At 28.1% G+C, this 25,380-nt stretch carries 27 protein-coding genes and 3 pseudogenes; all 30 read right to left on the bottom strand.

The genetic code is table 11. The features are described 5' to 3' along the window. Positions 1–134 precede the first annotated feature (134 nt). The gene (gene nagB / locus NGI68_RS12650; RefSeq protein WP_251861930.1) at positions 135–863 is read right to left on the bottom strand and encodes a glucosamine-6-phosphate deaminase; all 729 of its coding nucleotides are present in this window, start codon (positions 861–863) and stop codon (positions 135–137) included. A 92-nt stretch (positions 864–955) separates the two neighbouring features. Then, positions 956–1,432: pseudogene (locus NGI68_RS12645) on the bottom strand (alkaline phosphatase family protein). Positions 1,433–1,477: 45 nt separating this feature from the next. Continuing rightward, a complete protein-coding gene (locus NGI68_RS12640) occupies positions 1,478–1,684 on the bottom strand; it encodes a DUF2620 family protein (RefSeq protein WP_251861929.1) in 207 nt (68 codons plus the stop codon). A gap of 236 nt (positions 1,685–1,920) precedes the next feature. Further along, a complete protein-coding gene (locus NGI68_RS12635) occupies positions 1,921–2,301 on the bottom strand; it encodes a RidA family protein (protein ID WP_251861832.1) in 381 nt (126 codons plus the stop codon). A gap of 15 nt (positions 2,302–2,316) precedes the next feature. Then, positions 2,317–3,583 (bottom strand): annotated as a pseudogene (locus NGI68_RS12625) (LCP family protein). Positions 3,584–3,593: 10 nt separating this feature from the next. Beyond that, positions 3,594–4,163, bottom strand: a complete 570-nt coding sequence (gene yqeK / locus NGI68_RS12620) for a bis(5'-nucleosyl)-tetraphosphatase (symmetrical) YqeK (RefSeq protein WP_251861829.1) — start codon at positions 4,161–4,163, stop codon at positions 3,594–3,596. A 69-nt stretch (positions 4,164–4,232) separates the two neighbouring features. Then, the gene (gene nadD, locus NGI68_RS12615) at positions 4,233–4,841 is read right to left on the bottom strand and encodes a nicotinate-nucleotide adenylyltransferase (protein ID WP_251861828.1); all 609 of its coding nucleotides are present in this window, start codon (positions 4,839–4,841) and stop codon (positions 4,233–4,235) included. A 143-nt stretch (positions 4,842–4,984) separates the two neighbouring features. Then, complete coding sequence (yhbY, locus tag NGI68_RS12610; protein WP_251861827.1) at positions 4,985–5,278, bottom strand: ribosome assembly RNA-binding protein YhbY; 294 nt, start codon at positions 5,276–5,278, stop codon at positions 4,985–4,987. A gap of 26 nt (positions 5,279–5,304) precedes the next feature. Continuing rightward, entirely contained in the window at positions 5,305–6,579 is a 1,275-nt protein-coding gene (gene obgE, locus NGI68_RS12605; RefSeq protein WP_251861826.1) for a GTPase ObgE, read from the bottom strand. A 408-nt stretch (positions 6,580–6,987) separates the two neighbouring features. After that, complete coding sequence (rpmA, locus tag NGI68_RS12600) at positions 6,988–7,290, bottom strand: 50S ribosomal protein L27 (RefSeq protein ID WP_003357774.1); 303 nt, start codon at positions 7,288–7,290, stop codon at positions 6,988–6,990. Between the two features lie 2 nt (positions 7,291–7,292). Next, positions 7,293–7,619, bottom strand: a complete 327-nt coding sequence (locus NGI68_RS12595; RefSeq protein WP_251861825.1) for a ribosomal-processing cysteine protease Prp — start codon at positions 7,617–7,619, stop codon at positions 7,293–7,295. Positions 7,620–7,621: 2 nt separating this feature from the next. Continuing rightward, complete coding sequence (gene rplU / locus NGI68_RS12590; protein WP_251861824.1) at positions 7,622–7,936, bottom strand: 50S ribosomal protein L21; 315 nt, start codon at positions 7,934–7,936, stop codon at positions 7,622–7,624. Between the two features lie 123 nt (positions 7,937–8,059). Next, positions 8,060–9,499 carry an Rne/Rng family ribonuclease gene (locus NGI68_RS12585; RefSeq protein ID WP_251861823.1) on the bottom strand — a complete coding sequence of 480 codons (1,440 nt, stop codon included), beginning with the start codon at positions 9,497–9,499 and terminating at the stop codon, positions 8,060–8,062. A gap of 37 nt (positions 9,500–9,536) precedes the next feature. Beyond that, positions 9,537–10,250, bottom strand: coding sequence for a TIGR03936 family radical SAM-associated protein (locus NGI68_RS12580; protein WP_251861822.1), 714 nt, complete (start codon positions 10,248–10,250; stop codon positions 9,537–9,539). After that, entirely contained in the window at positions 10,228–12,078 is a 1,851-nt protein-coding gene (locus NGI68_RS12575) for a TIGR03960 family B12-binding radical SAM protein (protein WP_251861821.1), read from the bottom strand. Before NGI68_RS12575 ends, NGI68_RS12580 begins: the two co-directional genes overlap by 23 nt. A gap of 106 nt (positions 12,079–12,184) precedes the next feature. Continuing rightward, positions 12,185–13,042, bottom strand: a complete 858-nt coding sequence (locus NGI68_RS12570; protein WP_251861820.1) for a M50 family metallopeptidase — start codon at positions 13,040–13,042, stop codon at positions 12,185–12,187. Positions 13,043–13,096: 54 nt separating this feature from the next. Then, positions 13,097–13,882: a M23 family metallopeptidase gene (locus NGI68_RS12565; RefSeq protein WP_353505399.1), complete on the bottom strand. Its 786-nt coding sequence runs from the start codon at positions 13,880–13,882 to the stop codon at positions 13,097–13,099. Positions 13,883–14,243: 361 nt separating this feature from the next. Next, positions 14,244–15,362, bottom strand: a complete 1,119-nt coding sequence (gene rodA / locus NGI68_RS12560) for a rod shape-determining protein RodA (RefSeq protein ID WP_251861818.1) — start codon at positions 15,360–15,362, stop codon at positions 14,244–14,246. Between the two features lie 94 nt (positions 15,363–15,456). Continuing rightward, the gene (minE, locus tag NGI68_RS12555; RefSeq protein WP_251861817.1) at positions 15,457–15,723 is read right to left on the bottom strand and encodes a cell division topological specificity factor MinE; all 267 of its coding nucleotides are present in this window, start codon (positions 15,721–15,723) and stop codon (positions 15,457–15,459) included. 13 nt (positions 15,724–15,736) lie between these two features. Beyond that, the gene (gene minD / locus NGI68_RS12550; RefSeq protein WP_251861816.1) at positions 15,737–16,534 is read right to left on the bottom strand and encodes a septum site-determining protein MinD; all 798 of its coding nucleotides are present in this window, start codon (positions 16,532–16,534) and stop codon (positions 15,737–15,739) included. Positions 16,535–16,551: 17 nt separating this feature from the next. Then, on the bottom strand, positions 16,552–17,181 hold the full coding sequence (gene minC / locus NGI68_RS12545; protein WP_502799394.1) for a septum site-determining protein MinC: 630 nt from the start codon (positions 17,179–17,181) through the stop codon (positions 16,552–16,554). A gap of 321 nt (positions 17,182–17,502) precedes the next feature. Then, positions 17,503–20,169: a penicillin-binding transpeptidase domain-containing protein gene (locus NGI68_RS12540; protein WP_251861815.1), complete on the bottom strand. Its 2,667-nt coding sequence runs from the start codon at positions 20,167–20,169 to the stop codon at positions 17,503–17,505. 19 nt (positions 20,170–20,188) lie between these two features. Beyond that, positions 20,189–20,680: a rod shape-determining protein MreD gene (mreD, locus tag NGI68_RS12535; protein WP_251861814.1), complete on the bottom strand. Its 492-nt coding sequence runs from the start codon at positions 20,678–20,680 to the stop codon at positions 20,189–20,191. Between the two features lie 10 nt (positions 20,681–20,690). Beyond that, entirely contained in the window at positions 20,691–21,536 is an 846-nt protein-coding gene (gene mreC, locus NGI68_RS12530) for a rod shape-determining protein MreC (protein WP_251861813.1), read from the bottom strand. Positions 21,537–21,542: 6 nt separating this feature from the next. Further along, positions 21,543–22,553: a rod shape-determining protein gene (locus tag NGI68_RS12525; protein WP_251861812.1), complete on the bottom strand. Its 1,011-nt coding sequence runs from the start codon at positions 22,551–22,553 to the stop codon at positions 21,543–21,545. A gap of 28 nt (positions 22,554–22,581) precedes the next feature. Next, complete coding sequence (radC, locus tag NGI68_RS12520) at positions 22,582–23,268, bottom strand: RadC family protein (protein WP_251861811.1); 687 nt, start codon at positions 23,266–23,268, stop codon at positions 22,582–22,584. Between the two features lie 17 nt (positions 23,269–23,285). Next, positions 23,286–23,867: a Maf-like protein gene (locus NGI68_RS12515; protein WP_251861810.1), complete on the bottom strand. Its 582-nt coding sequence runs from the start codon at positions 23,865–23,867 to the stop codon at positions 23,286–23,288. 15 nt (positions 23,868–23,882) lie between these two features. Then, positions 23,883–24,140 (bottom strand): DUF4321 domain-containing protein, encoded by a 258-nt coding sequence (locus NGI68_RS12510; RefSeq protein WP_251861809.1) that lies wholly within the window; start codon positions 24,138–24,140, stop codon positions 23,883–23,885. A gap of 146 nt (positions 24,141–24,286) precedes the next feature. Beyond that, the gene (locus NGI68_RS12505; protein ID WP_251861808.1) at positions 24,287–24,988 is read right to left on the bottom strand and encodes a hypothetical protein; all 702 of its coding nucleotides are present in this window, start codon (positions 24,986–24,988) and stop codon (positions 24,287–24,289) included. A 198-nt stretch (positions 24,989–25,186) separates the two neighbouring features. Beyond that, a pseudogene (locus tag NGI68_RS12500) lies at positions 25,187–25,380 on the bottom strand (GNAT family N-acetyltransferase); the annotation flags it as partial.

The following is a 25,380-nucleotide window of genomic DNA, read 5'->3' as shown; positions in this document are numbered from 1 at the left end:
TGTATGTGATTAAGAATATCCTTTTTATTTATTACCCATATTGAAAACTTATTCTATGTAAATTATCTTAATAATAACAAAACACGTATGACTTAAATAATTTAGACATACGTGTTTTCTATAAAATTTTATGATTATTTAATTTTGGCTGCTGCCTCTTTATCTACAATTAAAGTAACATTATTATGAAGTTGCAGTATAGATGCTGGAGTAGTAGGATCTATTTTCCCTTTTATAGCTCTATATAAAGCTTCTTCCTTTCCTTTGCCATTAGCTAGAAGAACAATCCTTTTAGATTGCATTATAGTTTTTATCCCCATACTTATAGCCTTTGTTGGAACTTCTTCTTTAGAATCAAAAAATCTTGAATTAGCTTCTATGGTTTCTTCATCTAAATTAACTAGATGAGTTTCAGCTTCAAACTTTATATCTGGCTCATTAAATCCTATATGACCATTTGATCCTATTCCTAATACTTGTATATCTATACCACCAGCCATTTTTATTCTTTTATCGTATTCTTCACATTCTTTTTCTATATCATTAGTAGTTCCATTTGGTATATTTGTATTTTTTAAATCTATATTTATATGATTAAATAAATTATTCATCATATAGTAATAATAGCTTTGAGAATTATCTTTTGTTAATCCATAATATTCATCTAAGTTAAAAGTTTTAATGTTTGAAAAATCTAATCCTTCATTTTCATGTTTATTTACTAATTCTTTATACATACCTAAAGGCGTACTACCAGTTGCCAATCCTAGTACACTATCTGGTTTTAATATAACTTGACTTGCTACCATATCAGCTGCTTTTTTACTCATTTCCTCATAATTATTCACTAAAACTATTCTTATGTTAAACACCTCCTAGAAAAATTAACTTTAAACACAATTTTTCCTTTAACAATCATACATGGTATACTAACTATATTAATTACATGAATATATCAACTATATAATTTACTTAAAAATGACGTTCCATACTGGGGTTTACTGACATTAAAATATTCTGCTACTGTTTCAGCTACATCTGCCATGGTATAACGTTCTCCAATATAAACATTTTTTAAATCCTTCTTATAAATTAAAAGAGGAACTTTTTCTCGGGTATGATTGCTATGACCAATTGTTGGATCATTACCATGATCAGCCATTATAATCATAATATCATCCCTTGTTAGCATTAGCAATATCTATTTTATACATCTATCTGATATTTCCAATACATCAGCATATCGCATAATATCTTCAGAATGTCCTGCTAAATCTGTTTCTTGTATATTTAAGCACAATAACCCCTCTTTAACTTGTTCTATTTCCCTTTGAAAATGCTGAAATAGTTTTTCTGTGTCAACTCCTGAAAAAACACGATTAGTTGATGTTTGAATAATATCTGCAAACTTTCCAGATAAAGAAATGATCATACCAGCTTTGTCCATAATGGTTGGTAGTTGTACATTAGGATCTATTCAGTATCCCAAGTGTACTACTTCATATCCATGCTTATATACTCCTGATTCTGGTGCATCCACACCGGCAAACTCACCATTTTTTACAGCTATTGCAGCTTCAAAATCAGACTTGATTTCTGCTGAAATTCCTTCACATGGATATTTTTTAATTTCATCTAAAACTTTTGCCTTATCCAGCTGACCACCAACCATAATTTTAATCATAAACACGCCCCCATTCAATATACGTTCTTTTGTATATTAGTTTTTAAATAATTTGAAATATATCATAATTTTAAAAGCAATTCAATATTTTTTTACAATATTCGGAATTATATATTATTTATATATAGTCATTCCTATATTATTTTGAAAATGTTTGTGTAAAATTAAAAAACTGTTGATAAAATATATTTATCAACAGTCTAGGTTAATAATTTTAACCTATGATTTTATGTATGCTATATCATAGCTACTAGTTCTATTTCTACTAATGCATCTTTTGGTAATTGACCAACTTCTACACAAGATCTTGCTGGTGGATTTTCTTTAAAATATTTTGCATATACTTCATTTACTGATGAAAAATCTTTCATATCTTTTAAGAAAATAACTGTCTTTATAACTTTATCAAAAGAAGTTCCTGCTTCTTGTAATACAGCTTTTAAATTCTCCATAGATCTTTCTGTTGCTTTTTTAATATCATCAGAGATTAATTCTCCTGTTGCTGGATCTAGTGGAATTTGTCCTGAAGTAAATAACAAATCTCCTACCTTAATAGCTTGTGAATATGCACCTAATGCTGCTGGAGCTTTTTTTGTACTTATAACTACTTTTTCCATAAAATAATCCTCCCTTTAATTTCTATTATTAGCAAAATCTTTTCCTAACAATATTATTATATCAAAATTTTCGCCTGATTGTATATTTTTCTCTATATTTGGAATATTTAAATAATTCTCTATTTCCGTGGTAGGTATAGAACTATCTTGTTTACTTGAACTTTTGTAAATCTCTTCTTTTGCCATTTCCTGTAACAATGTTACTATATCCCATTTCTTTTAGTTTTTTCTCACAATCGGCTGCTAAACCATTAACCTTAGTCCCATTTAATATCTGAATTTTAATTTGACCCTTATCTATTTGAGCATCACTATCTTGTATAGTTTCTCCCGCTCTAAAAGCATCTAATGTATCTTTATTTTTTTCTCTATCATATATAAAATATGACACATTTCCTATATATTTGGATTCACCTTTAAGAGTAATCATATTAATATTAGATTTATCCCCTTTGGTTACAGCATACCCATATTTTATCATTTCTTCTGGTGACATATCTGTTTCTATATAATCTGGTATTGTACTTAATATACTAGGAATCTTAGGTATTATACTTGGACTCTTAACTTTATCTACTACCTTAGATATAAATTTATGTTGATTTTCTATTCTTCCTATATCTCCATCTGCGAGCCCTGTTCCATTATTATTTTTTCTCCACCTAAAAAATTCTTCTGCTTTTTTCCCATCTAGATGTACTGTAGTTCCTTTTTGAAAATGTATGTGTAAATTCTGTGATGGATCATCATAGTTCATATTCCTTGTTATATCCATCTCTACCCCGCCTACAGCATCTATAACCTTTCTAAAGCCTTCATAATCTATCTTAGCATAATTATTGATTTGTATGCCCAAAAGATTTTCTATAGCTTCTATGGACCCATTAACTCCATTTATAGCATGAGCTGAATTTATTTTTATTTTTTTGCCATTCATAGTTACACGGGTATCTCTTGGCACAGACAATATTTTTATATTTTTAGTTTTAGGATTATAATTTACCACAAGCATAGTATCTGTTCTTTTAGGATCCGACGCAGATTTAGAATTAGGATTTCCGATATCTACACCAACAACAAGTATATTCACAGGTTCACCTGATTCTGCTTTCTTAGTATTTATTTTACCTTCTCCTAATTTAGAATTATTCGTAAATCCTAAAAGATAAAAGTATCCAAGAACACCAAACAGTATAATAAAAGAAAATAAAACAATAACAATCTTTAAAGCTTTATTTTTTCTTTTACTAGACTTTTTTTTCTTTTTAATATTATTACTCATAACATCTCACCTACAATTTATCATTTACTAAGCAATTTCTCGCTATAACTGTATTGATATGTAACAGTTCTCCTTTACTAACTACATATTGTATCGTGGAATTTAGAGATTCTATCATGGCTCTATCTATATCTATTAATGCTAACTTTCTTAAGTTTTCTACTTGTTTAAAATTCCTTAATGGTTCTATTATATCAGCTAAATAAATAACTTTTTCTAATATACTCATATTATTTCGTCCTGTAGTATGATACTCTACTGCATTTAATACATCTATATCCTCTATTTCCATTTTTTCCTTCATTATTATTGTTGCCACTAATCCATGAGTTATTTGCAAATTTTTTAATGAAATCCAATCTAAGCTTATATTATGATCTTTTATTATACTTAATAATTCGTTATCGCTCATGTTTTTTGCACAGTCATGGCACAGAGCTGCTATTTTAGCCTTATATATATCAGCTCCATACTTTTTGGCTAATTTTATAGCTGTATCTTTTACACTTATTACATGTTTATATCTATCTTCTTTTAAATTTTGTCTTAAATATGCATCTATCTGTTCTTCTGTCCACATATTTGCCCCTCCCCAAAGAAAGTAATAAACACACAAACTAAATTCATGTGTAATAATTTTATATTAATTTTACCATTTATATAAGTTATTTTTGATTATAAATTTATAAACCTTATCTGGAATATAAAACCTTACCTCTTTACCAGCCTTTATTCTATTTCTTATTTTTGTAGAAGATATATCTAATATAGATGCATTCATAAATAATATTCTTTCCCCATATTTATCTAGGGCTACTTTTTTTTTTCTTATTATTTCTTCTTTTTCTTTGAATCCCTCTCTACTAAATACAACGAAATTGCACATATCAAATATTTCATCTACATGTTTCCACTGCTCTAAACACGATAAACAATCCTCACCAGTTATAAAATACCAATTTATTTCTGGCTCTTTCTCTCTAAAGTGTTTTAAAGTTTTATATGTGTAACTTACCCCTCCAGATTTTATCTCAAAATCACTTATAGTAAATCTTTTTTCTTTTTCTATTGCTAATTTAACCATTTCATATCTTACATCCGCTGGTGTCTTTTTTAAGGTTATCTTATGTGGTGGATTTCCTGCTGGTATAAATATAACCTCTTGCAGATTAAATCTTTCAAGAGCTTCATAGGCTACATTTATGTGAGCATTATGAATAGGATCAAAAGTGCCTCCAAATATAGCTTTGTTAATCATAAAACTCCCCCATTTGTTATAAACTATTTAATTATTAACTACCTAATACCTAATTTTCTGTGTATATGGCATAGGTAGTTAAAATTAATTTACCACTACAAAATAACAATAAAATTTTCATGTAAATTTTATATTATTTTTGTCTACTGTGGTAATTCTATTTTAGGTTTCTTTTTAGATTTTTTATATAAAACTATTTTGCTTCCTATACATTGGATACCTTCACACTTTAATTCTTCACATATTTCATTAGAAGCTTCTTTTGCTGTATAGAAACTATTTTTTAGAACAGATATCTTTATTAATTCTCTAGCTTCTAATGCATCCTGTATTTGTTTTAATAAATTATCATTTATTCCATCTTTACCTATTTGAAATATAGGGGTCATATTATTAGCTAAAGATCTTAAAAAACTTCTCTGCTTTGTTGTTATCATTATTGTATTCCTCCTAAAAGTGCATATTATAATAAAAAGTCAAATTCAAAATCATTTAATCTTACGATGTCTCCATCTTCAATACCCATGTTCATTAATTCTTCCATTACGCCTTTATTTTTAAGTACTTTATGGAAATACCTTAAATCATCTGGATCATTTACATTTACTGCATTCAAAAGTCTATCTACGAAACTTCCTTCTACAATGTAAGTATTATCTTCTTTTCTTATACTGTAAGTAAATTTCTTTTCCTCTTCTACAAACTTATCTTCTTCTGAGATTTCTAAGTCTGTAACAGGTATAGTACTTAATATCCTCACAGCTTCCTTCATAAGATCATCTACACCTTTTTTTGTAGCTGCAGATATCTTAAATACATTTTTATAGCCTAAGTTTTCTAGTTTTGTTTTAAACTCTTGAAATTTTTCCTCATCAAATAACATATCAGACTTATTAGCTGCTACTATTTGTGGTCTATCATAAAGTTTCACACTATATTTTTTTAATTCTTCATTTATCTTTAAAAAATCTTCATAAGGATCTCTACCTTCTACAGAAGATATATCTACTACATGAATTAATACCCTTGTTCTTTCTACATGTCTTAAAAAATCTAATCCTAAACCTACTCCTTCTGAAGCACCCTCAATTATTCCTGGTATATCTGCAATTACAAAATTATTGGCACCTTCAACACTTACTACTCCTAAATTAGGTTTTAATGTAGTAAAATGATAGTTGGCAATCTTAGGTCTAGCTTTAGATACTACTGATAACAAAGTAGATTTTCCTACATTAGGGAATCCTATAAGTCCTACATCTGCTAATAGTTTTAACTCTAATTTAATCCATCTTTCTTCTTCTGGCATACCTGGCTCTGCAAAATCTGGTGCCTGTCTTGTAGGTGTGGTAAATCTATAATTACCTTTTCCACCTCTTCCACCTTTAGCTACTATATAAGAGTCTCGTGGCTTTGATAAGTCTGCCATTATCTTTTCTGTTTCCACATCTTTAACTATAGTTCCCATAGGTACTTTTATATATAAATCTTTTCCATTCCTACCAAAGCATTTTGAACCTGCTCCATTTTCTCCTGGCTCTGCCTTATATTTTCTTTTATATGTAAAATCTAAAAGAGTTGTCATATTAGGATCTACTACTAATACTACATTGCCACCTTTTCCACCATCGCCTCCATCAGGCCCACCAAAGGCTATATATTTTTCTCTTCTAAAAGAGATGGATCCGTCTCCCCCTTTTCCTGATTTTACAAATATTTTAGCTGTATCTATAAACAAAGTTTTTCACTCCTCTTTATTTCGATAACTAATATATAATACTTCCCATAAAATTAAACTGTAATAATTTAAATATAAAATTAATTATATAAGTTTTATAATTTTTTATTATATTATTTATCAAAAAGTTTTGTATTTATATTAACATAAATTTTATGTTATTTTCTTAATTTAAAGTCAGTTATTATTATATCTTATTTTATGTATATAAATCTTATTTTATATAATATTTATATAATTTTAATGATTTTTAGCCTTAATATATGTCTAAAATCCACTAATACAATAAAAATCTTTTTATTACTCTATAAAATATTAAGTATCTATATAATTAATTAGAATTTTATCTAAATGTAAGTATTACTTAATTGAATCCTAAAAAAGCACCCTTTACAAGGGTGCTTTAAATTATTCAGCTACTACTTCTTCAACTTCTACTGGATATACACTAGCTTTTTTCTTATCTCTTCCAAGTCTTTCGTATTTTACTACACCGTCAATTTTAGCGAATAATGTATCATCTCCACCTCTTCCAACGTTTAGACCTGGGTGAATTTTTGTTCCTCTTTGTCTAACTAATATATTTCCAGCTAAAACGAATTGTCCGTCAGAGCATTTTACTCCTAATCTTTTAGCTTCACTATCTCTTCCGTTTTTTGAACTACCTACCCCTTTTTTATGAGCAAATAGTTGAAGGTTCATTACTAACATGACTACACCTCCTCTATTGTAAGTTTTATATATTCACCATAATTTAATTCTATACTCTTTACTCCTAATAACATAGTATCCATAAGTATCTGGCATTTATGTATGTCTTCTTTAGTGCAAGATCTTAAATCTATGCTTAAAAATCCATCCTTCTTTTCTATTAAAGGCTTCACCTTTAATACTTCTGTTATACCATTTGCTATAGTAATTGATATAGCAGATATAGCAGAACAAACCATGTCATACCCCTCATCAGTAGATTCAGCATGACCACTCATTTTAACTAGTACTATATTATTATTTTCTTTTTCAAATATAACATTAACCATAATTATGCATTAATTTTTTCTATTTGAATTTTTGTATATGGTTGTCTGTGACCTTGTTTCTTTCTGTAGTCTTTCTTTGGTTTGTATTTAAATACAATAACTTTTTTAGCTTTTCCTTGTGCTAATACTTTAACTGTAACTTTAGCACCTTCTACCATTGGTTTTCCAACAACAGTTTCTCCGTTGTCTTTTCCTACTAAAAGAACATTGTCTAATTCTACTGTTGAATCAACATCAGCTGTTAATTTTTCAACGTATATTACATCACCTTCAGCAACTTTATATTGCTTTCCTCCAGTAACTACAACTGCGTACATTAAAAACACCTCCTCATTCCAGTCTCGCCAATTAAGGCACATGAAAATCATGTTTATTACCTCTTCTGAGCGGTCTACAAAAGCCATTTTACCACAGTAGGACTTCTTTGTAAAGAAATTTTATTAATAAACCTTAAACTCTTCTACATCTTTCACTTGATTTTTAAATATTAAAGGTTCTACCTTATATTGGTTTTGAATATCTGTATACTTTACATAAATGTTTTTTTCTAAAGCTTCAATCTCTGATATAAATTGTATTTTATTCTTATCTATATAATCTTTATATCTTTTATTTATCTCTACATATATGTCCTTTATTTCTTTCATATTTGAAATGTTTATTATTTCATTTCTAAGTAAAAGCTTCATATAATCAAAACTAATTATTGACCCTTTGCCATTACAGCATTTACATGGCTGCTCTATATAATCATATATGGTCTTACCTTGTCTTTTTCTCCCTATCTGAACTAAATTTAAATCTGTAAATGGATATACAACAGATTTATTTTTATCTCTTTTTAGTCCTTGCTTTAATTTATCTAAAACTTTTTCCTTAAGATTTTCATTATCCATATCTATAAAATCTATTACAATAATGCCATTTAAATTTCTAAGTATAATTTGATTACAAATTTCTTCTGCAGCTTCTATATTAGTAGTAAAAATAGTTTTCTCCATGGAATTACCTTTTATATTTTTACCTGAGTTAACATCTATAACATACATTGCTTCTGTTTTTTCTATTATTATATATCCTCCACAATCTAAGTAAACTTTTTTATTTCTAAGAGAAAATATTTCTTTTTCTATAGAATAATAATCTAAAATGTTTCTTTCTCCTTCATACATGTTTAGATCTACATTGTTTTCTCCATAGGATTTCAAAAATTCCATTACATAACCATAATCTTCTTCACAGTTTACATAGATTTTTGATATATTATCATTTAATCTATCCCTTAGTATTTTCCCTACTATTCCTCCATTTTGAAATAGAAGACCTGTATTCATCTTATACTTAGATTTTTGTATTAATGAATCATATATTTTAGATAATATCTTTATCTCATTATTTATATTCTCTATGGTAGTATTTACACCCTCTGTTCTTATCAATATTCCTACATTGTCTGGCTTTATTATATTCTCTTGTATTTCTTTTTTTACTTTTTCGTCTTTTATTTTTTGAGAAAAAGCTATATTATGATTGAGTATTTGGAGCACTGTATATCTTCCAGGTATAGTTATAGCATTAGTTACCTTAGGTCCTTTTTTATTAAGATCCTCTTTAACTATCTCTACTAAAATATAGTCTCCTTTTTTTATATGAGTATTATTAAACTTTTTATCTAAATAAAGATAAGCATTTTTATTCCATCCTATATCTACAAATGCACTTTTTATAGCAGGAATAATGTTCTTCACCATTCCAACATAAATCTCTCCTACTTGGGGAGATTTATTATCTTCTTCTATATATAATTCTTTTATATGCTTGTTTTCTCTTAAAACTACTCTTGTGTTATCTCTTTGCCTTTCTATAAATACTTCTCTCATGGTAAAGGCACTTCCCTTCTATAAATACGAAAATAAGTTAAACATACATAGCATAATCAGAAAGAGCTACTAGTTTATTTTTATATTCACCATATATTTCTCTTCTTTGTATATCTACAAAACTATTTTCTTTTACATTAGATGTATTTTCTTTTATAAATTGTGCCAAAAGATCTGGTGAAAGATTTTGTATACTTCCACAATTCACTAAGGTATTTATCTTCAGTATATTATCAGTTATAGAATAATCTATGGTTTTAATCATAGGTCTTATATTTACACTTTTACTTCCTTTTTTGCCTTTTTTAATTATATCCCAATTTTCTATATTTAATAATTTCTTTAATTCTTCTTCTAATTTTTCTGTATTATTATATTTTATCTTTATTATATATTTTGCTGCTGCCACTGCTGCCATAGATTTAAATACTTTTTTATTTGTACCTTCTTTTAATCTTACAGCTTTAAAATATTTTATACCTGAAGGAGCTGTACTGTTTAATTTATCTACAATTACATCTTCATTCTCTTCTTCTATAAATGACACATCTAGATAATCTCCTATAGAGTAAGATCCAACTGATAAGGGTTGTGCCAAAGACATAATTATATGAGGATTAAATCCCTTTGAATATTCTACAGGCAATCCACTTCTTTTAAAGTTTCTCTGTAGAGTTCTTTGAAGGTCTAGATGGCATACAAACTTTATATTACCTTCTTTTGAAAACTTAATTAAATATCGCACCTTCAAAACACTCTCCTTCTAAATTAACATTTACTCCACAATTTTTACATCCCTGTCTACAATCTGGAGTTAATTCTGCATTTTTAGCTCTTTCGTTCTCTTTAATTAAAAATTCCTTTGAAACCCCTGTATCTATAAAATCCCAAGGAAGTATTTCATCATATTCTCTTTGTCTATATGCATAGAAATCGCCATCTACATTACATTCTTTTAATGCTTCTTTCCATATATTAAAATCGAAATATTGATTCCACCCATCAAATCTAGCACCTTTTTCAAAAGCCTTTATTAATACATCGCAAAGTCTTCTATCTCCCCTTGCAAATATAGCTTCCATATAACTTACCAAAGATTCATGCCAATTGTAAGTTATTTGTTTACTCTTTATAGATCCTCTTAAAACTTCTATTTTATTTCTTACTTTCTCCATGGTATCCTGTGGTGCCCATTGAAATGGAGTAAATGGCTTTGGTACAAAAATAGATGTACTTACAGTAACTTTAAGACCCTTTTTTCTTATTTCCTTTGGAATCTCATAATATTTTTCTACAACCTTATGTCCTAAATCAGATATACCTATAACATCTTCTATAGTCTCATAAGGCAATCCTAACATAAAATATAATTTTATAGTAGACCATCCTGATTCAAAAGCATTTTTTACCGAAGTCATTAGATTTTCTTCAGTTACACCTTTATTTATAACATCTCTCATTCTTTGACTTCCTGCTTCTGGAGCAAAAGTTAGTCCTGTTTTTCTCACCTTTTGAATTTCTTTTATTAAATCTACAGAAAAAGAGTCTATTCTTAAAGAAGGTAGTGTTACTCCTACTTTACCTTCTTTGTGTTTTTCTACCATTGAAAACACAAGATTTTGTATATCTGAATAGTCACATATACTCAAAGAAGATAACGTTATTTCGTCGTATCCTGTGTTTTTTATTAAATCATCAGATAACTCTAATAATTTTTCTGTTTTCTTTTCTCGTACAGGTCTATATATCATTCCAGCTTGGCAAAATCTACATCCTCTTGTACATCCCCTAAAGGTTTCTAAAACTATTCTGTCATGAACTATATCAGTATAAGGTACTACAAATTTGTCTGGATAAACTACGTCATTTATATTATTTATAATAACCTTTTTTACTTTTCTAGGAACATCCTCAAATAAAGGTTTAACTTCTTTTATTGTATTGTCTTCTTTATATGTAACATCATAAAGAGATGGTATATATACTCCTCTTATCTTAGATGCTTCTCTTAAAAACTCTTTTTTCTTTCCTTTGCCTTTATATTTTTTATACAAATCTAATATATAACTATTTAATTCTTCTCCTTCACCTAAAACAAACATATCTGCTATGTCATAAAGTGGTTCAGGATTATAGGCACATGGTCCACCACACATTACTATAGGTTCATCTTCTCCTCTTTCTGAGGCTCTTATAGTAACTCCAGCTAAATCCAACATATTTAATATATTAGTATAGCTCATCTCATATTGAAGAGTAAATCCTATGAAATCAAAATCTTTTATAGGATCTTTACTTTCCAATCCGTATAGTTGAATGTTCTCTTCTCTCATTATTTTTTCCATATCCGGCCAAGGTGCAAATACTCTCTCACAGAAAGTGTCTTTTCTTTCATTTAATATGTAATAAAGTATTTTCATCCCTAAATGAGACATTCCAACTTCATAAACATCTGGAAAACAAAATGCATATTTTATGTCTATATCTTTTAAATCTTTATTATAAGAATTTAATTCTCCACCTATATATCTAGCAGGTTTTTCCACTCTGAATAGTACATCATCTGATATTCTGTTCATCAAATTTCCTCCTCATGGTTTATCACATTATTACATTTTAACACATAAGCATGGATAAAAACAATTATAAAAGAATCCATTGTATTATCCATGCTTATAAAACATTTTATATTTTTTTTTTGCTTTTTATCTGAATAAATTCATGTATTTTTATATTACCATAAATTTTTAAGGCTTCTAATATTTCATTTTCATATAGAGTTCCTAATATCTTCATACCATCATCTAGTACTGTAAATACACAATATTTGCTTTTATCTACAAGTGAAAGTGCCTGTAGCAGACTATTACCATAATAAACAGATATATTCTGATTTTCAATATATCCTCGTTTTATGAACTTAGATCGTTTTTTAACTATATGTCTCATAATAATATAAGCTACCCTTTCTTTCTCTTTTAATGAAACCCATATTATAAATAAAGATATTATACCTAAATTAAAATTATTATAACCTTTCATAAATAAAAAAATATATAATAACATAAAAAAAACACTTATACCAATGCTAACATTTATAATTATCTCATTTGCTCGTCTATAAAAGGTTTTAAAGCATAATATGTCTCTTAATATTCTCCCACCATCTAGCGGAAGAGCTGGTATAAGATTAAACACACCTATTATCAAATTACTCTTGTATAATAAATATATATTATAGTTGTTAAATTTTCCATAAATCATAAAGAACACTATGGCAGAAAAAATATTAACTATTGGAGCTGATAATGATATTAATAAGTCTTCTTTAAAATTAGCATTTTCTAGTTTATCTAATTTTAAAGATAGACCTAATGGATAAAATTCTATATTAAAACCTGTAAATCCTAAATATCTTGCTGTTATATAATGAATTATCTCATGAATAAACACAACACAAATGGATAATAGGAAACTTCCTTTATAACCTAAATAAAATAGAAATATCACATAAGGAATAAAATATTTATTTATTTTTACCATATTTGCCTCTTAAAAATTGCTTACATCTACTACAATATTCACTATACATTATTTTTATTCTTTTATATTAGCAAAATAATCCTGTGGGTTTTTATTCTCTCCCATATAAATTATTTCAAAGTGCAAATGAGCTCCTGTGCTTTTCCCAGTATTCCCACTTTTACCTATACTTCTCCCTTTTTCTACTTCTTCACCTTTCTTTACTTTTATTTGGTTTAAATGTGCATACTTAGTTTCTATACCTTGTCCATGATCTAAAATTATATATTTACCTAATTCTTTATCTTCTCCACATTCTTTTACTGTACCACTAAAACTTGCCACTATCTTTGTATTTTCTTTAGAATTTATATCTATTCCCTTATGGAAAGCTCTCTTTTTATTTATAGGATCTTCTCTTTCTCCATATTTAGAAGTTACTTTTCCATTTACAGGTAATACAAAATCATTACTTATTATCTCCTCTATGGTCTTTTGTCCTGTAACTTTAGATTTAAAAGTATCTATATATTTTAAAATATTATCTTCTAAAAGTTTCACATCTAAAGTTTTAGCCTTATTCATTACAGCCTTATAATCATAATTCTGATCAACCATCTTTTTGGAGTAATTGTACACCATTTGTGTTTTAGAATTAGAAAAAGCTTTTAGCCCTAAAACAATCACAAGCAACAAAAATACACCTACTAAATCTCTAATAATACGTTTTTGAAAAAAATTCTTATTTGAATTTTCCCTTCTATTATTCCAACTTACAGGTGAATAATTATTATTCCTTAAATTATTAGATTTTCTATTTTTTAATGAATTATAATATTCTTCATATTGAGAATTATACAATATACTCACTCCTATAATACTTTTATATTCTTATTTATATTGAGCTTTTCATTTATTTATTACTTTTGGCATAATATATTATAAAAAACACTTAACTTTTCAATATGAATAATAATTTTTTCATAAAATAAAAAACTATTTAGTTCAACCTTTATTTAACTAAATAGACTCCTTGTATTAATTTTTTGATTGTTTGTAAAAAAATAGGACTGTCCCACTAAGAATAAATCCCACAATATATTTTGTTAACTTTAAACTTATAAAACAATACATTGTGCTTAAATTCTTTAATGGGACAGTCCCAATTCCAAAAACTATATCTATAAAATATTATTTTTATTAAATATTATTAACTTCATTATTAAAAGTTTATTTTCTTTCTTCTCATATTTATGTTCAATATTAATCCTAATGCAAAAAAGTTATTTAATGTAGAACTTCCTCCATAACTCATAAAAGGTAGCGTTATACCTGTGATAGGTAATATTCCTATAGTCATTCCTATGTTTTGCAGTATAGAGAACATAAAGAAAGATGTTATACCAACGGTCACCATACATCCAAATATATCCTTTGAGCTTTTGGCAGTTTTTATAAATTTATAGATCAGTACTCCATAAAAAATCAATAAAACAACTGCTCCTATAAATCCCCATTCTTCCCCTACTACAGAAAATATAAAATCGTTATGAGCTTCGGGAATATATCCACCAGATACCTGTGTTCCTTTTAAGAATCCTTTTCCTAAAAATCCACCAGAGCCTATTCCAATCTTAGATTGAACAAGTTGATGCCCTGTATTTAATTCATCTGCTTCGGGATGTAAAAATGAAGTAAGTCTGCTTTTCCAATAAAATGGCATCAAAGATGAATTCCAAATTATAGCTACTAATGCTGTTAGACCAGCAATACCTCCTGATATTACCTTTCCATTTAAACCTATTATAAAAAACATACCTAATACAATAAAAAAGAACACCATGGTCATTCCCATATCTGGTTGAATTATAATTAATGCCATAGGTATAGCAGCATAAAAAACTAATGTAAAGAAGTTTCTTAAATTATTTATTTCTCCTTCCATATCATCTAGTTTTTTAGCTAATATTATAATAAGAGCTATTTTAGCAAATTCTGAAGGCTGAAATGAAACTGGTCCTATTTCCATCCAAGAACCTGCACCGTTAACTGTCTTTTTAAAAATTGTATCATTTAAGATAAGCAAAAATATAGTAAACCAATAAAATATGTTAGCATAGTTTTCAATAATAATATAATCAAATATTAAAGTTATATAAATTATAACTAATCCCACAACTAACCATATTAATTGTTTTTCTAGAAAGCTTGGCCCACTTTTCATATGAGTAGCACTATATATATTTAAAGAACTAAAAATCATTATTGCCACGGCAATTATAATCATACTATAATCTAATTCTTTTAAAAGTTTTTTATTTATAAAAAATTTATCAAACATTTTATCCCCCCTCGATTACAAATATGATTATACCACATCACATGCAAAAAGCTATGTATAAATTTATACATAGCTTAAATAAATTCTTAAATTTTTATTTATTATTTTTTATTCTTTTTATTGGAATACTGGCTATTAATGCGGGAGACATACCTTCTATTTCATCTACACTGCTCATCTTTATGTCCACATCATCGTCATCTATCTCTATGTATTTAGATATTACCTTTAGCATATCTTCTCTTATAGAGTCCAATACTTCTGGAGATATGGAGTTTCTATCTTGTATTAATATAAGTTTAAGTCTTTCCTTAGCTAAATCCTTTGATGACTGTTTTGAAAAAAACTTAAATAAATCCATTATTATATCACTCCTACTTTAATCCAAATAACTTCTTAAAAGATTTAAAGAAGCCTTGTTCTTTATTTCTTAAATCCATTATAGGTACATCTTCTCCAGTGATTCTTTTTGCAATGTTTCTGAAAGCCTGTCCTGCTGTGGCTCCATTATCCAAAACTATAGGTTCTCCCTTATTAGTAGCTATAGTTATATTTCTATCATCAGGTACCACCCCTATAAGTTTTATAGCTAAACTATCTATTATATCTTCAATATCTAGCATATCTCCTCTTTGTGTCATTTCATAATTTAATCTATTTACTATAAGCTGATGATTATCTATTCCTTTAGCATCTAACTTTCCTATGACTCTATCTGCATCTCTTACAGATGTTACTTCTGGGTTTACAACTACTAAAGCTCTATCAGCTCCTGCTATTGCACTTTCAAAGCCTCTTTCTATACCAGCAGGGCAATCTAAAATTACATAGTCAAATTCACCTTTTAGTTCATTTACTATCTTAAGTACATCTTCTACTTTTACATCTTCTTTATCTCTTGTTTGTGCTGTTGGTAATAGATATAAACTATTTAATCTTTTATCCTTTATCAATGCTTGCTTTAATTTACATCTTTCCTCTATTACATCTAATAAAGTAAATACTATTCTATTTTCAAGTCCCATTAAAACATCAAGATTTCTTAATCCAGTATCTCCATCTATAACAACTACTTTTTTATCCATTGCAGCTAAGGCCGTAGATATATTAGCTGATGTGGTTGTTTTTCCTACTCCGCCTTTACCAGAGGTAACAACTATCACTTCTCCCATTATTTGTCCTCCTTAATTTATATAAATTTGTCTGGTAGATATGGTTCCACTACCATTATACTTGATTTAATCTTTGCAACTTCTGGGTATTGAGGTTTTACATTATCTTCTGGTGACCTAGTCATAACATTGGCTATTTGAAGTATAGAAGGCTGAAGATAAAAAGCTGCTACTATAGCTTTATGATTTCCAGTAAATCCAGCATGAACATGTCCCCTTAAGGCTCCTAAAACTATTATATTTCCTGCTGCATATATTTCTGCTCCAGAATTAACATCTCCAATTATAACTAGATTACCGTTATAGCGTATTACTTGTCCTCCCCTTACAGTCTTCCTTATAAATTTTGTTCTACCTTCGTATATACCACTAAAGGGTTTATTGGATTTATCTTCTTTATCTTCAAATATACAATCTTTTATCATGAATTCTTCAAAAAGAACATCTTTTAGCTTTCTTAAATTTTTTTCATTTATAAGCTTTAATTCCGTAGATATTTTTAATGTAGATCCCTTATAAAATTGTTTGCCATGAGATAATTTTTGTATTAAAGAATGAATCATATCATTAAAGTCTCTGAACTTATTCATATTTATAATTACAACAAGACCTTCTTTGTTACCTTTTATTACTATATTGTCTTCCAAAATAAAAACCTCCAAAGTAGCTATAAAAACACTATCTCAATTCATATTTCAACATATTTTTATTAAATCCTTCTAATTACAGATAATTTTAAAAATATTTTATTAAATTGTTCTAAATTACAGGGGATTTTAATAATCTTTTTATATCTCTTTATTTTTCGTTTTCTCGTAAGCATACTTTAAGAACTTTTCGTAATTTTATAAAAAATAAACATGACTGAAAATCACAGCCATGTTTATTTTTATATTATAAGTTATTAGTCTTTATTGTGTATTATATGGCAATAATTTATATATAAACTATTATCCTTTGTTTATATCTTAGTTAGGAACTTTTTTAGTTTCAGTCTTTTGTGCTTTAGCATCCTTAGGATTAGTAAAATATTGTTTAAATATTGCATTTGCCACAGGAGCTACATATGAACCATGTTGTCCATCAAATATAATAACTGAAACTGCAATTTTAGGTTTTTCTATAGGTGCAAACGCTATAAGCACACCATAAGATGTTCTTCCAAAATCCCCTTGATCTTCACTAATATCTGCAGATCCTGTTTTCGCTGCTACTTTAACTGGAAGATCATTAAAAGCATTAGCTGCAGTACCACCTTCTCCAGAAGCAACTTCTATCATACCTCTTCTAACTGCCTCAAGAGTCCCTTGGTTCACATTTGTTTTCTCTGCTATTTGTGGCTTTACATCTTGAATAACATTTTTGTCAGAATCTAATATTTTTTTTACTAAATGAAGATTATATCTATTTCCTCCATTTGCAATAGTGGCTGTATAATTTGCCAACTGCAGAGGAGTAAAACTACTTATGCCTTGACCAATAGAGGCATTATACATATTTGCTCCAAGACTTAACTGAGAATGAGCATCTGAAATTGTTATATAACTAATAACATCTATTATCTTGTTAATATCTTTATCCGTTATATTTCTATTTTTCTGTGCTGTATCCTCTGCCATTAACTGCTTAAATAGTTTTTTGTATTGTTCTGAATTAAATTTTTTAGGTCCTTGTTTTATAGATTCTTTTATTAATGTTTTTATAGAAGTTTTTATATTTTTTACTTGTTGTGAATCTGAATCTCTATCATATAAATCTATAACTGGGAATTCATTTCCTCTAGAATCTTTCCCTACGTTTAATGTAGACATAGTAGTCCACAGATATTGCTGACCATATAAATTAGTTAAAGTATACTTATTAAATACCTGTCCAAAATTTTCTGGTATCTCTATACCTGTTGTTGGCTTCACATTAGAATTAGGTGGCACTCCTAATCCAAATTTCCAAGCATATTTAGCTAATATATCATCTCCACCAATTTTTCTCAATAAGCTACCTACTGTCATAAAATATGGGTTACTTGATACTGCTAGAGCTTTTGTTAAATCAGTATAACCATATTGAAATGAAAATCTTTTATTAAAGCCCTTACCATCATCAAACACACCGTTGTCTTGTATACCAAACCCTGGATCTATAGCACCACTTTCTAGACCTGCTATTGCAGTCATAGGTTTAAAAGTAGATCCTGGTGGTACTATTGACATAGTAGCATAATTATATAATGGCTTAGGATATATATCATGTGGATCCTGTCTTATAGTTTTATTATTTTTTATGCTCTTATCTATTGGAAATAACTCATTTAATTTTGCTCCTGTATCTCCTCCAGATAATCCTCTAGTATTTATATAATTTTTTCCAAATTCAGCTAAATCCGGATTAAAAAATTGTTTGTATTTATCAGGAGTTAGTTCACCTGGAGTAGAAAATATATTAGGATTAAAACCTGGCCTACTTACTAAGGCTAATATTTCTCCAGTATCTACATCTACTGCTACAGCTGCTCCCCTAGTAGCATTTGCCGTATCTCCTCTAGCCCTTAACTGATTCATAGTATCATCTAAAGCCTTTTCAGCAGCTGCTTGTATGTTTTTATCTATTGTAAGCTGTATGCTTTGTCCTGGATAAGGTTCTCTTCTTCCTAATTCTTCTATAACTCTACCATTTTTATTAAGCTTAACAATTCTTCCACCTTTAGAACCTTTAAGTCTTTCTTCAAAAACTCCCTCTATTCCATTTATTCCTATATAATCTGAGCTAACATCATACCCTTTTTCCTTATACTTTTCATCATCACCGCTTATTTTAGATATATATCCTAAAACTGATGATGCCACTTCATTGTTTGGATAAGTTCTTATAGGTTGAGTAGTTACATCTATTCCTGGTAAATCATTTAATTTTTGAAGAAATATAAATGCTGTTTCTTTCTTTATATTGCTTGCTACATCTACAGATTTATATCCTGAAAAACTTTGCATTTTTGATGCATCTTTTACTAGCATAAATCTTCTTTGTTCATCCAGAGAATATTTTGATGAATCTATTTTATATTGTTTTAATAAATATTTAAAAGTTTGCTCTGGTGTTATTTTTAATAATTCTTCATCAATTCTAGCATTATCCTCTTCTGTTAATTCCTGTTTTTCTTTTTTATCTTTACCTGGAAATAACTGTTTCATAACTTCTTCATCTAATCCTCTATCTTTTTTAAATCTTAATTCAACTGCTCTTTTACCTTCAGCTGTACTTGCTTTAAATTCAAATCTATAAGGATTAATTTTTAGTTCAAAATCATCTGTTTGTTTTTCTTTATATTGATCTAATATACTAAATACTTTTTCCATTGTAGGAAAAAAGCTTTCTTTATTTTCTGCAGTTTCATTATATATAAGCATATAATTTTGCTTGTTAGTAGCTAACACTACTCCATTCCTATCTATTATATTTCCTCTTGGAGCAGGATCTGGAATTTCTCTTATGGATTTATTGTTGGCTTTTTCTATATATTCTTGTGAATCTATAAATTGCAAATAAACAAGCCTAGATATAATTGCAGTAATTATAAATATCATTACCATCATAAGGCCACCAAATCTAGTAAATTTTTTATCTTTGTTTATCTTCATTGACTAAATCACCATTCCTTTAGAATTTCCACTTTCTATCCATATATTTTTTCCTGGATAAATTATATACTATTTTATAACCAACAATAGTTATTACGGCATTATATATACTATTAAACCCTATTAATCTATAGTTCATATCAATCTTTAGAAAATAAGCTATAGTCAATATCAAAACTCCTTTAAATATACTTAATACAAAAGAAGATATAACTGGTACTAAAACTTTTCCTTTTATTATATTAGTTCCTATTTCTGCTGATATTAAACAAACAAACATATTTATTAAAGAATTCATACCAATTACATTAGTAAAATATAAATCTTGAAGAATTCCAGCAAAAACACCAACCCAAATAGATTCCCATTTATCACTTATTATAGAATAGCTTACTATAAAGATAAATAAAAGACTAGGATATACCCCTTTTATTTCTATAAAAGGCATTAGAGAATTATCTAATATGGTAAGTAGTATCAAAATAACCCCTAATGTTAATTTCTTTTTCATATGCATCACCTTAATATTTTACTTCCCCTTTATTTTTAGGCACTACTATAAATACCTCTTCCATTTTTGTTAAATCCACATAAGGCTTAATTGTAGCATTTTTCATTACTTTACCCTTATCTACTTCTACACTTGTAACTTCTCCTATTCTTATGCCTTTAGGATACATACCTCCAAGACCAGAAGTCAATATAACGTCTTTATTTTTTATCTTAGAATCTATAGGTAAAAAATATAATTTTGCTAAAATATTATTCTGGTTATCTTTATAACCTTTTACTATACCACTATTTTCTTTAGTGCTATCTACCATAGCACTAACGGCCAAGTTTTCATTGGATAATGATTGAACTTTAGCCCAATTTCCACCTGTGATTATTACTTGCCCAACTAAGCCTTCATTTGTTATAGCAATCATACCCTTTGCTATTCCATCTTTGGTTCCCTTATTTATAGTGAATTCATCTAAATAGTTTCCACCACTTTTACCAATTACATCCGCACCAACATAGTCATATTCCGAACGTTGATTTTTAAAATTAAGCATTTTTCTTAATCTATCATTTTCACTCTTTAAAGAGCTATACTCTGCTAGCTGACTTTTAAGCTTACTATTTTCTGCTCTTAATTCTACACTTTCTTTTTTTACATCCGGTATGTTAAGAACAAAACCAATAGAATTTCTAATTTTTTTATTTATTTTATAAAAAACTCCTTGAACTGGATTAACCACTGACCCTATACCGCTTTCAACAAAGGACATCTTGCCTCTATCTGCACTTTGTGTTATTAATACTAAAAAGGCAACTGACAGTACAATTATAGTTACTGCCAGTTTGTTTTTAAAGAATTTCATAATCTATTATTTTTTGCTATCTAATATTTTATCTATAGTATCTAATGCTTTACCAGCACCGACAGCTACACAATCAAGTGGAGATTCAGCAATATGAACAGGCATATGGGTTTCTTCATTTATAAGGCGGTCTAATCCTCTAAGTAATGCGCCACCTCCAGCTAACATTATTCCTTTATCCATTATGTCAGATGCAAGTTCTGGTGGAGTTTTTTCTAGTGTAGTTTTTATAGCTTCTATTATTGACATAACCGGTTCACTTAAGGCTCCTCTAACTTCTTTTTCAGAAATAGTTATAACCTTTGGTAATCCTGTTATTAGATCTCTTCCTCTTATCTCCATAATTTTATCTTCATCAGTTTCATAAGCTGAACCTAATTCTACTTTTATATTTTCTGATGTTCTTTCACCGATCATTAAACTATATTCTTTCTTTATGTAGTTTATTATAGACTGATCTAGTTCGTCTCCAGCTACTCTTAAGGATTTACTTGTTACTATACCACCTAATGATATAATAGCAACTTCTGTAGTTCCTCCACCTATATCTACTATCATACTTCCTGTAGGCTCGTTAACTGGAAGTCCTGCTCCGATAGCTGCTGCCATTGGTTCTTCCATAAGAACTACTTCTCTTGCTCCAGCTTGCTTTGTTGCTTCATCAATGGCTCTTTTTTCTACTTCTGTAACTCCTGATGGAAAACAGACTACTATTCTTGGATTAGTAAATCCTCCCTTTGGGCTTACTTTCTCTATAAATTTTTTAAGCATTATCTGAGTAACATCAAAATCTGCTATTACTCCATCTTTTAATGGTCTGATAGCTACTATATTTCCTGGTGTTCTACCTATCATTTGTTTTGCTTCATCACCTACAGCAAGAACCCTATTTACATCTTTATTTATAGCTACAACAGAGGGCTCGCTTAAAACAACCCCCTTTCCCTTAATATACACTAATGTATTTGCTGTACCTAAATCTATTCCCATATCTTTAGTTATACCAAACAATCTCATAAAAGTTTTACTCCTCTCTATTCCTTAGTTATATTGTACCTTTAACTTTCATACTTACATAATTATTTTCGCCAATTATTATATGATCCAATAAATCTATTCCTATTAAACTACCACATTCTTTTAATCTCAAAGTTACATTTACATCTTCCCTGCTAGGGGTTGGATCCCCTGATGGATGATTATGACATATAATTATGGATGCACCATTTTTCTTTATTGCTTCACAAAATATTTCCCTTGGATGTACTACAGACGAATTAAGAGTTCCTATAAAAACATCTTTTATATATGTAACTATATTCTTAGTATTTAAAATTAGTATTCTTAGTTTTTCTTGTTTTAAATACTTCATATCATCCATAACTAAATTAGAAGCATCTAAAGGCGTGTTTATCTTATATTCATTTCCAGATCTATAAGTTTTAAACCTTTTAGAAAGCTCTGATAATGCTAATATTTGAACTGCTTTTGTTACCCCTATACCTTTAATACTAGTCAATTCTTCTATAGATTGATTAAAAAGCTGATCCAAACCACCAGTTTTTCTAATCAAATTACTTGCAAGAATCATTATATTTTGATTTTTAGTACCAGTTCTTAAAATAACTGCCAAGAGTTCTGAATTTGAAAGAGCTTCTGCTCCATACCTTATAAGTCTCTCCTGCGGTCTTTCATTTTTAGGCAAATCTTTTATTTTAAAGCCATTGTCCATTTAATAAACAACTCCTTTTAAAGATTTACCCCCATCTCCATTAACATAGAATTTAATTTATTCAAAGGTAAGCCTACAACATTATAATAGCATCCATTGATATTTTCAACAAAAATTCCTGCTTTTCCCTGAATACCATATGCTCCTGCCTTATCCATAGGATCTCCTGTATTAACATAGTCTTCTATTTGCTTAAAAGTTAATTTGGAAAATTTAACTCTAGTACAAACAAAATCCTTTATAATCTTATTAGACTTTACGTCTAATATAGCTAATCCAGAATATACTTGATGGTCATTGCCACTTAAAGCTTGCAACATTTCAATAGCCGCTTTTTTATCTTTAGGTTTTCCTAAGATTTTATTGTTAAAGGCTACTATAGTATCACACCCTATTATTAAATCACTATTTTCATCTATCTTTTTACAGACAGACCGTGCTTTTCCCTCTGCTAAGTTCATTACATAAGAGGGTATATCATCTTTAAAAGGTATGCTACTTTCGTCAAAATCACTTACTATAATCTGAAAATTTTCCATTATCCTTTTTAAAAGTTCTTGTCGTCTTTGAGATGCAGAAGCTAATATAATATTTTCCACTGATATCACTTCCTGTTATTTCCTGTATAATATTATTGCCAATATTATACCCATTATAGTCATAATATTAATCTCAAAATTTAAACCTATAGCTAAATTTAAAACTTTTAGATCTAAATTCAGCGGTGAAGTAGTTCCTACTTTATATGCGGTTTTTAAAAAGGATAACTTAGTAAAGCTAGAACCTAATATTTCACCAGCAATGCTACCTAAAATAGCCCCTAATAGTATAAAAACTCCTAACAAATTTTTACTTTTATCTGGACTTTTCATAACAACCCCACCTTAAAATTATATCTAGTATAGTTTATCATTTAATAAAAACTTAAACAAGTATCTAAAGAATTTTTTAAGGAAAAAATAAACCTCATGGAAATGCATGAGGTTCTTGAAAAATCTGAGCATCTTAAAATTAGATGCTATTTATTGTTCAATTGTTTTAAATTATTGTAAATAAAAATATAACTTTTGCTTGCTTGATCCCTTGATAAATCTTTAGGTAATTTATTTATATGCTCCTTTAGATTATTTAAAACTTTTATATTAGCACTGTCTTTATCTACCTTTTCTAATGAGGACATCCATTTTTTAATTTCTTCTGTTTTTACAGATTTAACATCTTTTTCAGATAATTTATTCACTATCTTAATATAAGCAGTAATAATCTCAGATATTTCTGCATCACACAAATCTTTTTTATTTAATACAAATGTCATCTTTGAATTATCTATTTTATTATCCGTTAACTTTTTCATTAGTTTTATTCCTTCATCTTCTTCATATACTCCTAAAAAAACTCTGGTTTTACCATTCTCATCTACGGTAAATACATTTCCATAAGGTTTTAAGCTATTTAAAACTCCAGACACATTCTCTTTTTTAGCATATATTCCTTTTTGTATTGCTATGTAGGTTGAATTATTAGTTTTATTTTCTTTAGATTTTACTATATTAGCATTCTGTTTTTTAGCCAAATTACCTGTTTTTATATTGCCAGGTGATACAAGATTAAATATTACTGTTCCCAATATAAAGGCTAATGCTAATACTAATGCTATTATTAGAAAAAATGTAAAATTAAACTTATTTCTCTTCTTAATATCATATCGTGTGTATCTCATTTTTTCATCCCTCCCACAATCATTTAATTGCTTTTATAAATATATATTCTATATTTTTATAAATATAACTAATACGGAATTTTTCAATTAAATAACAAAAAGCCATCAGGTCAGAGTATTATGTTAGTACACTCCAATCTCATAGCTTTTAAAGTTTATAAAAGCACTTGTATTATTTAAATTTTATAAAGATTATTTTCATATATAATATTTAATTTTATTTGAATATCTTAGCTTTTTTAGTACTATTTCATTACTACTTATATTATTACCTTGATTTTTTTCATATATTCTTGACATAGCAAAACCATTTTTTTTAAATATATTTATTAAATTTAAATTATCATTGTTAACAACTACGTAAAAATCATCTATTCCATATTGTTTAAAAA

The organism is Clostridium sp. Marseille-Q2269 (assembly GCF_943736985.1).
Lineage (GTDB): Bacteria > Bacillota > Clostridia > Clostridiales > Clostridiaceae > Clostridium_F.
This window is presented reverse-complemented; position numbering and strand designations above follow the sequence as displayed.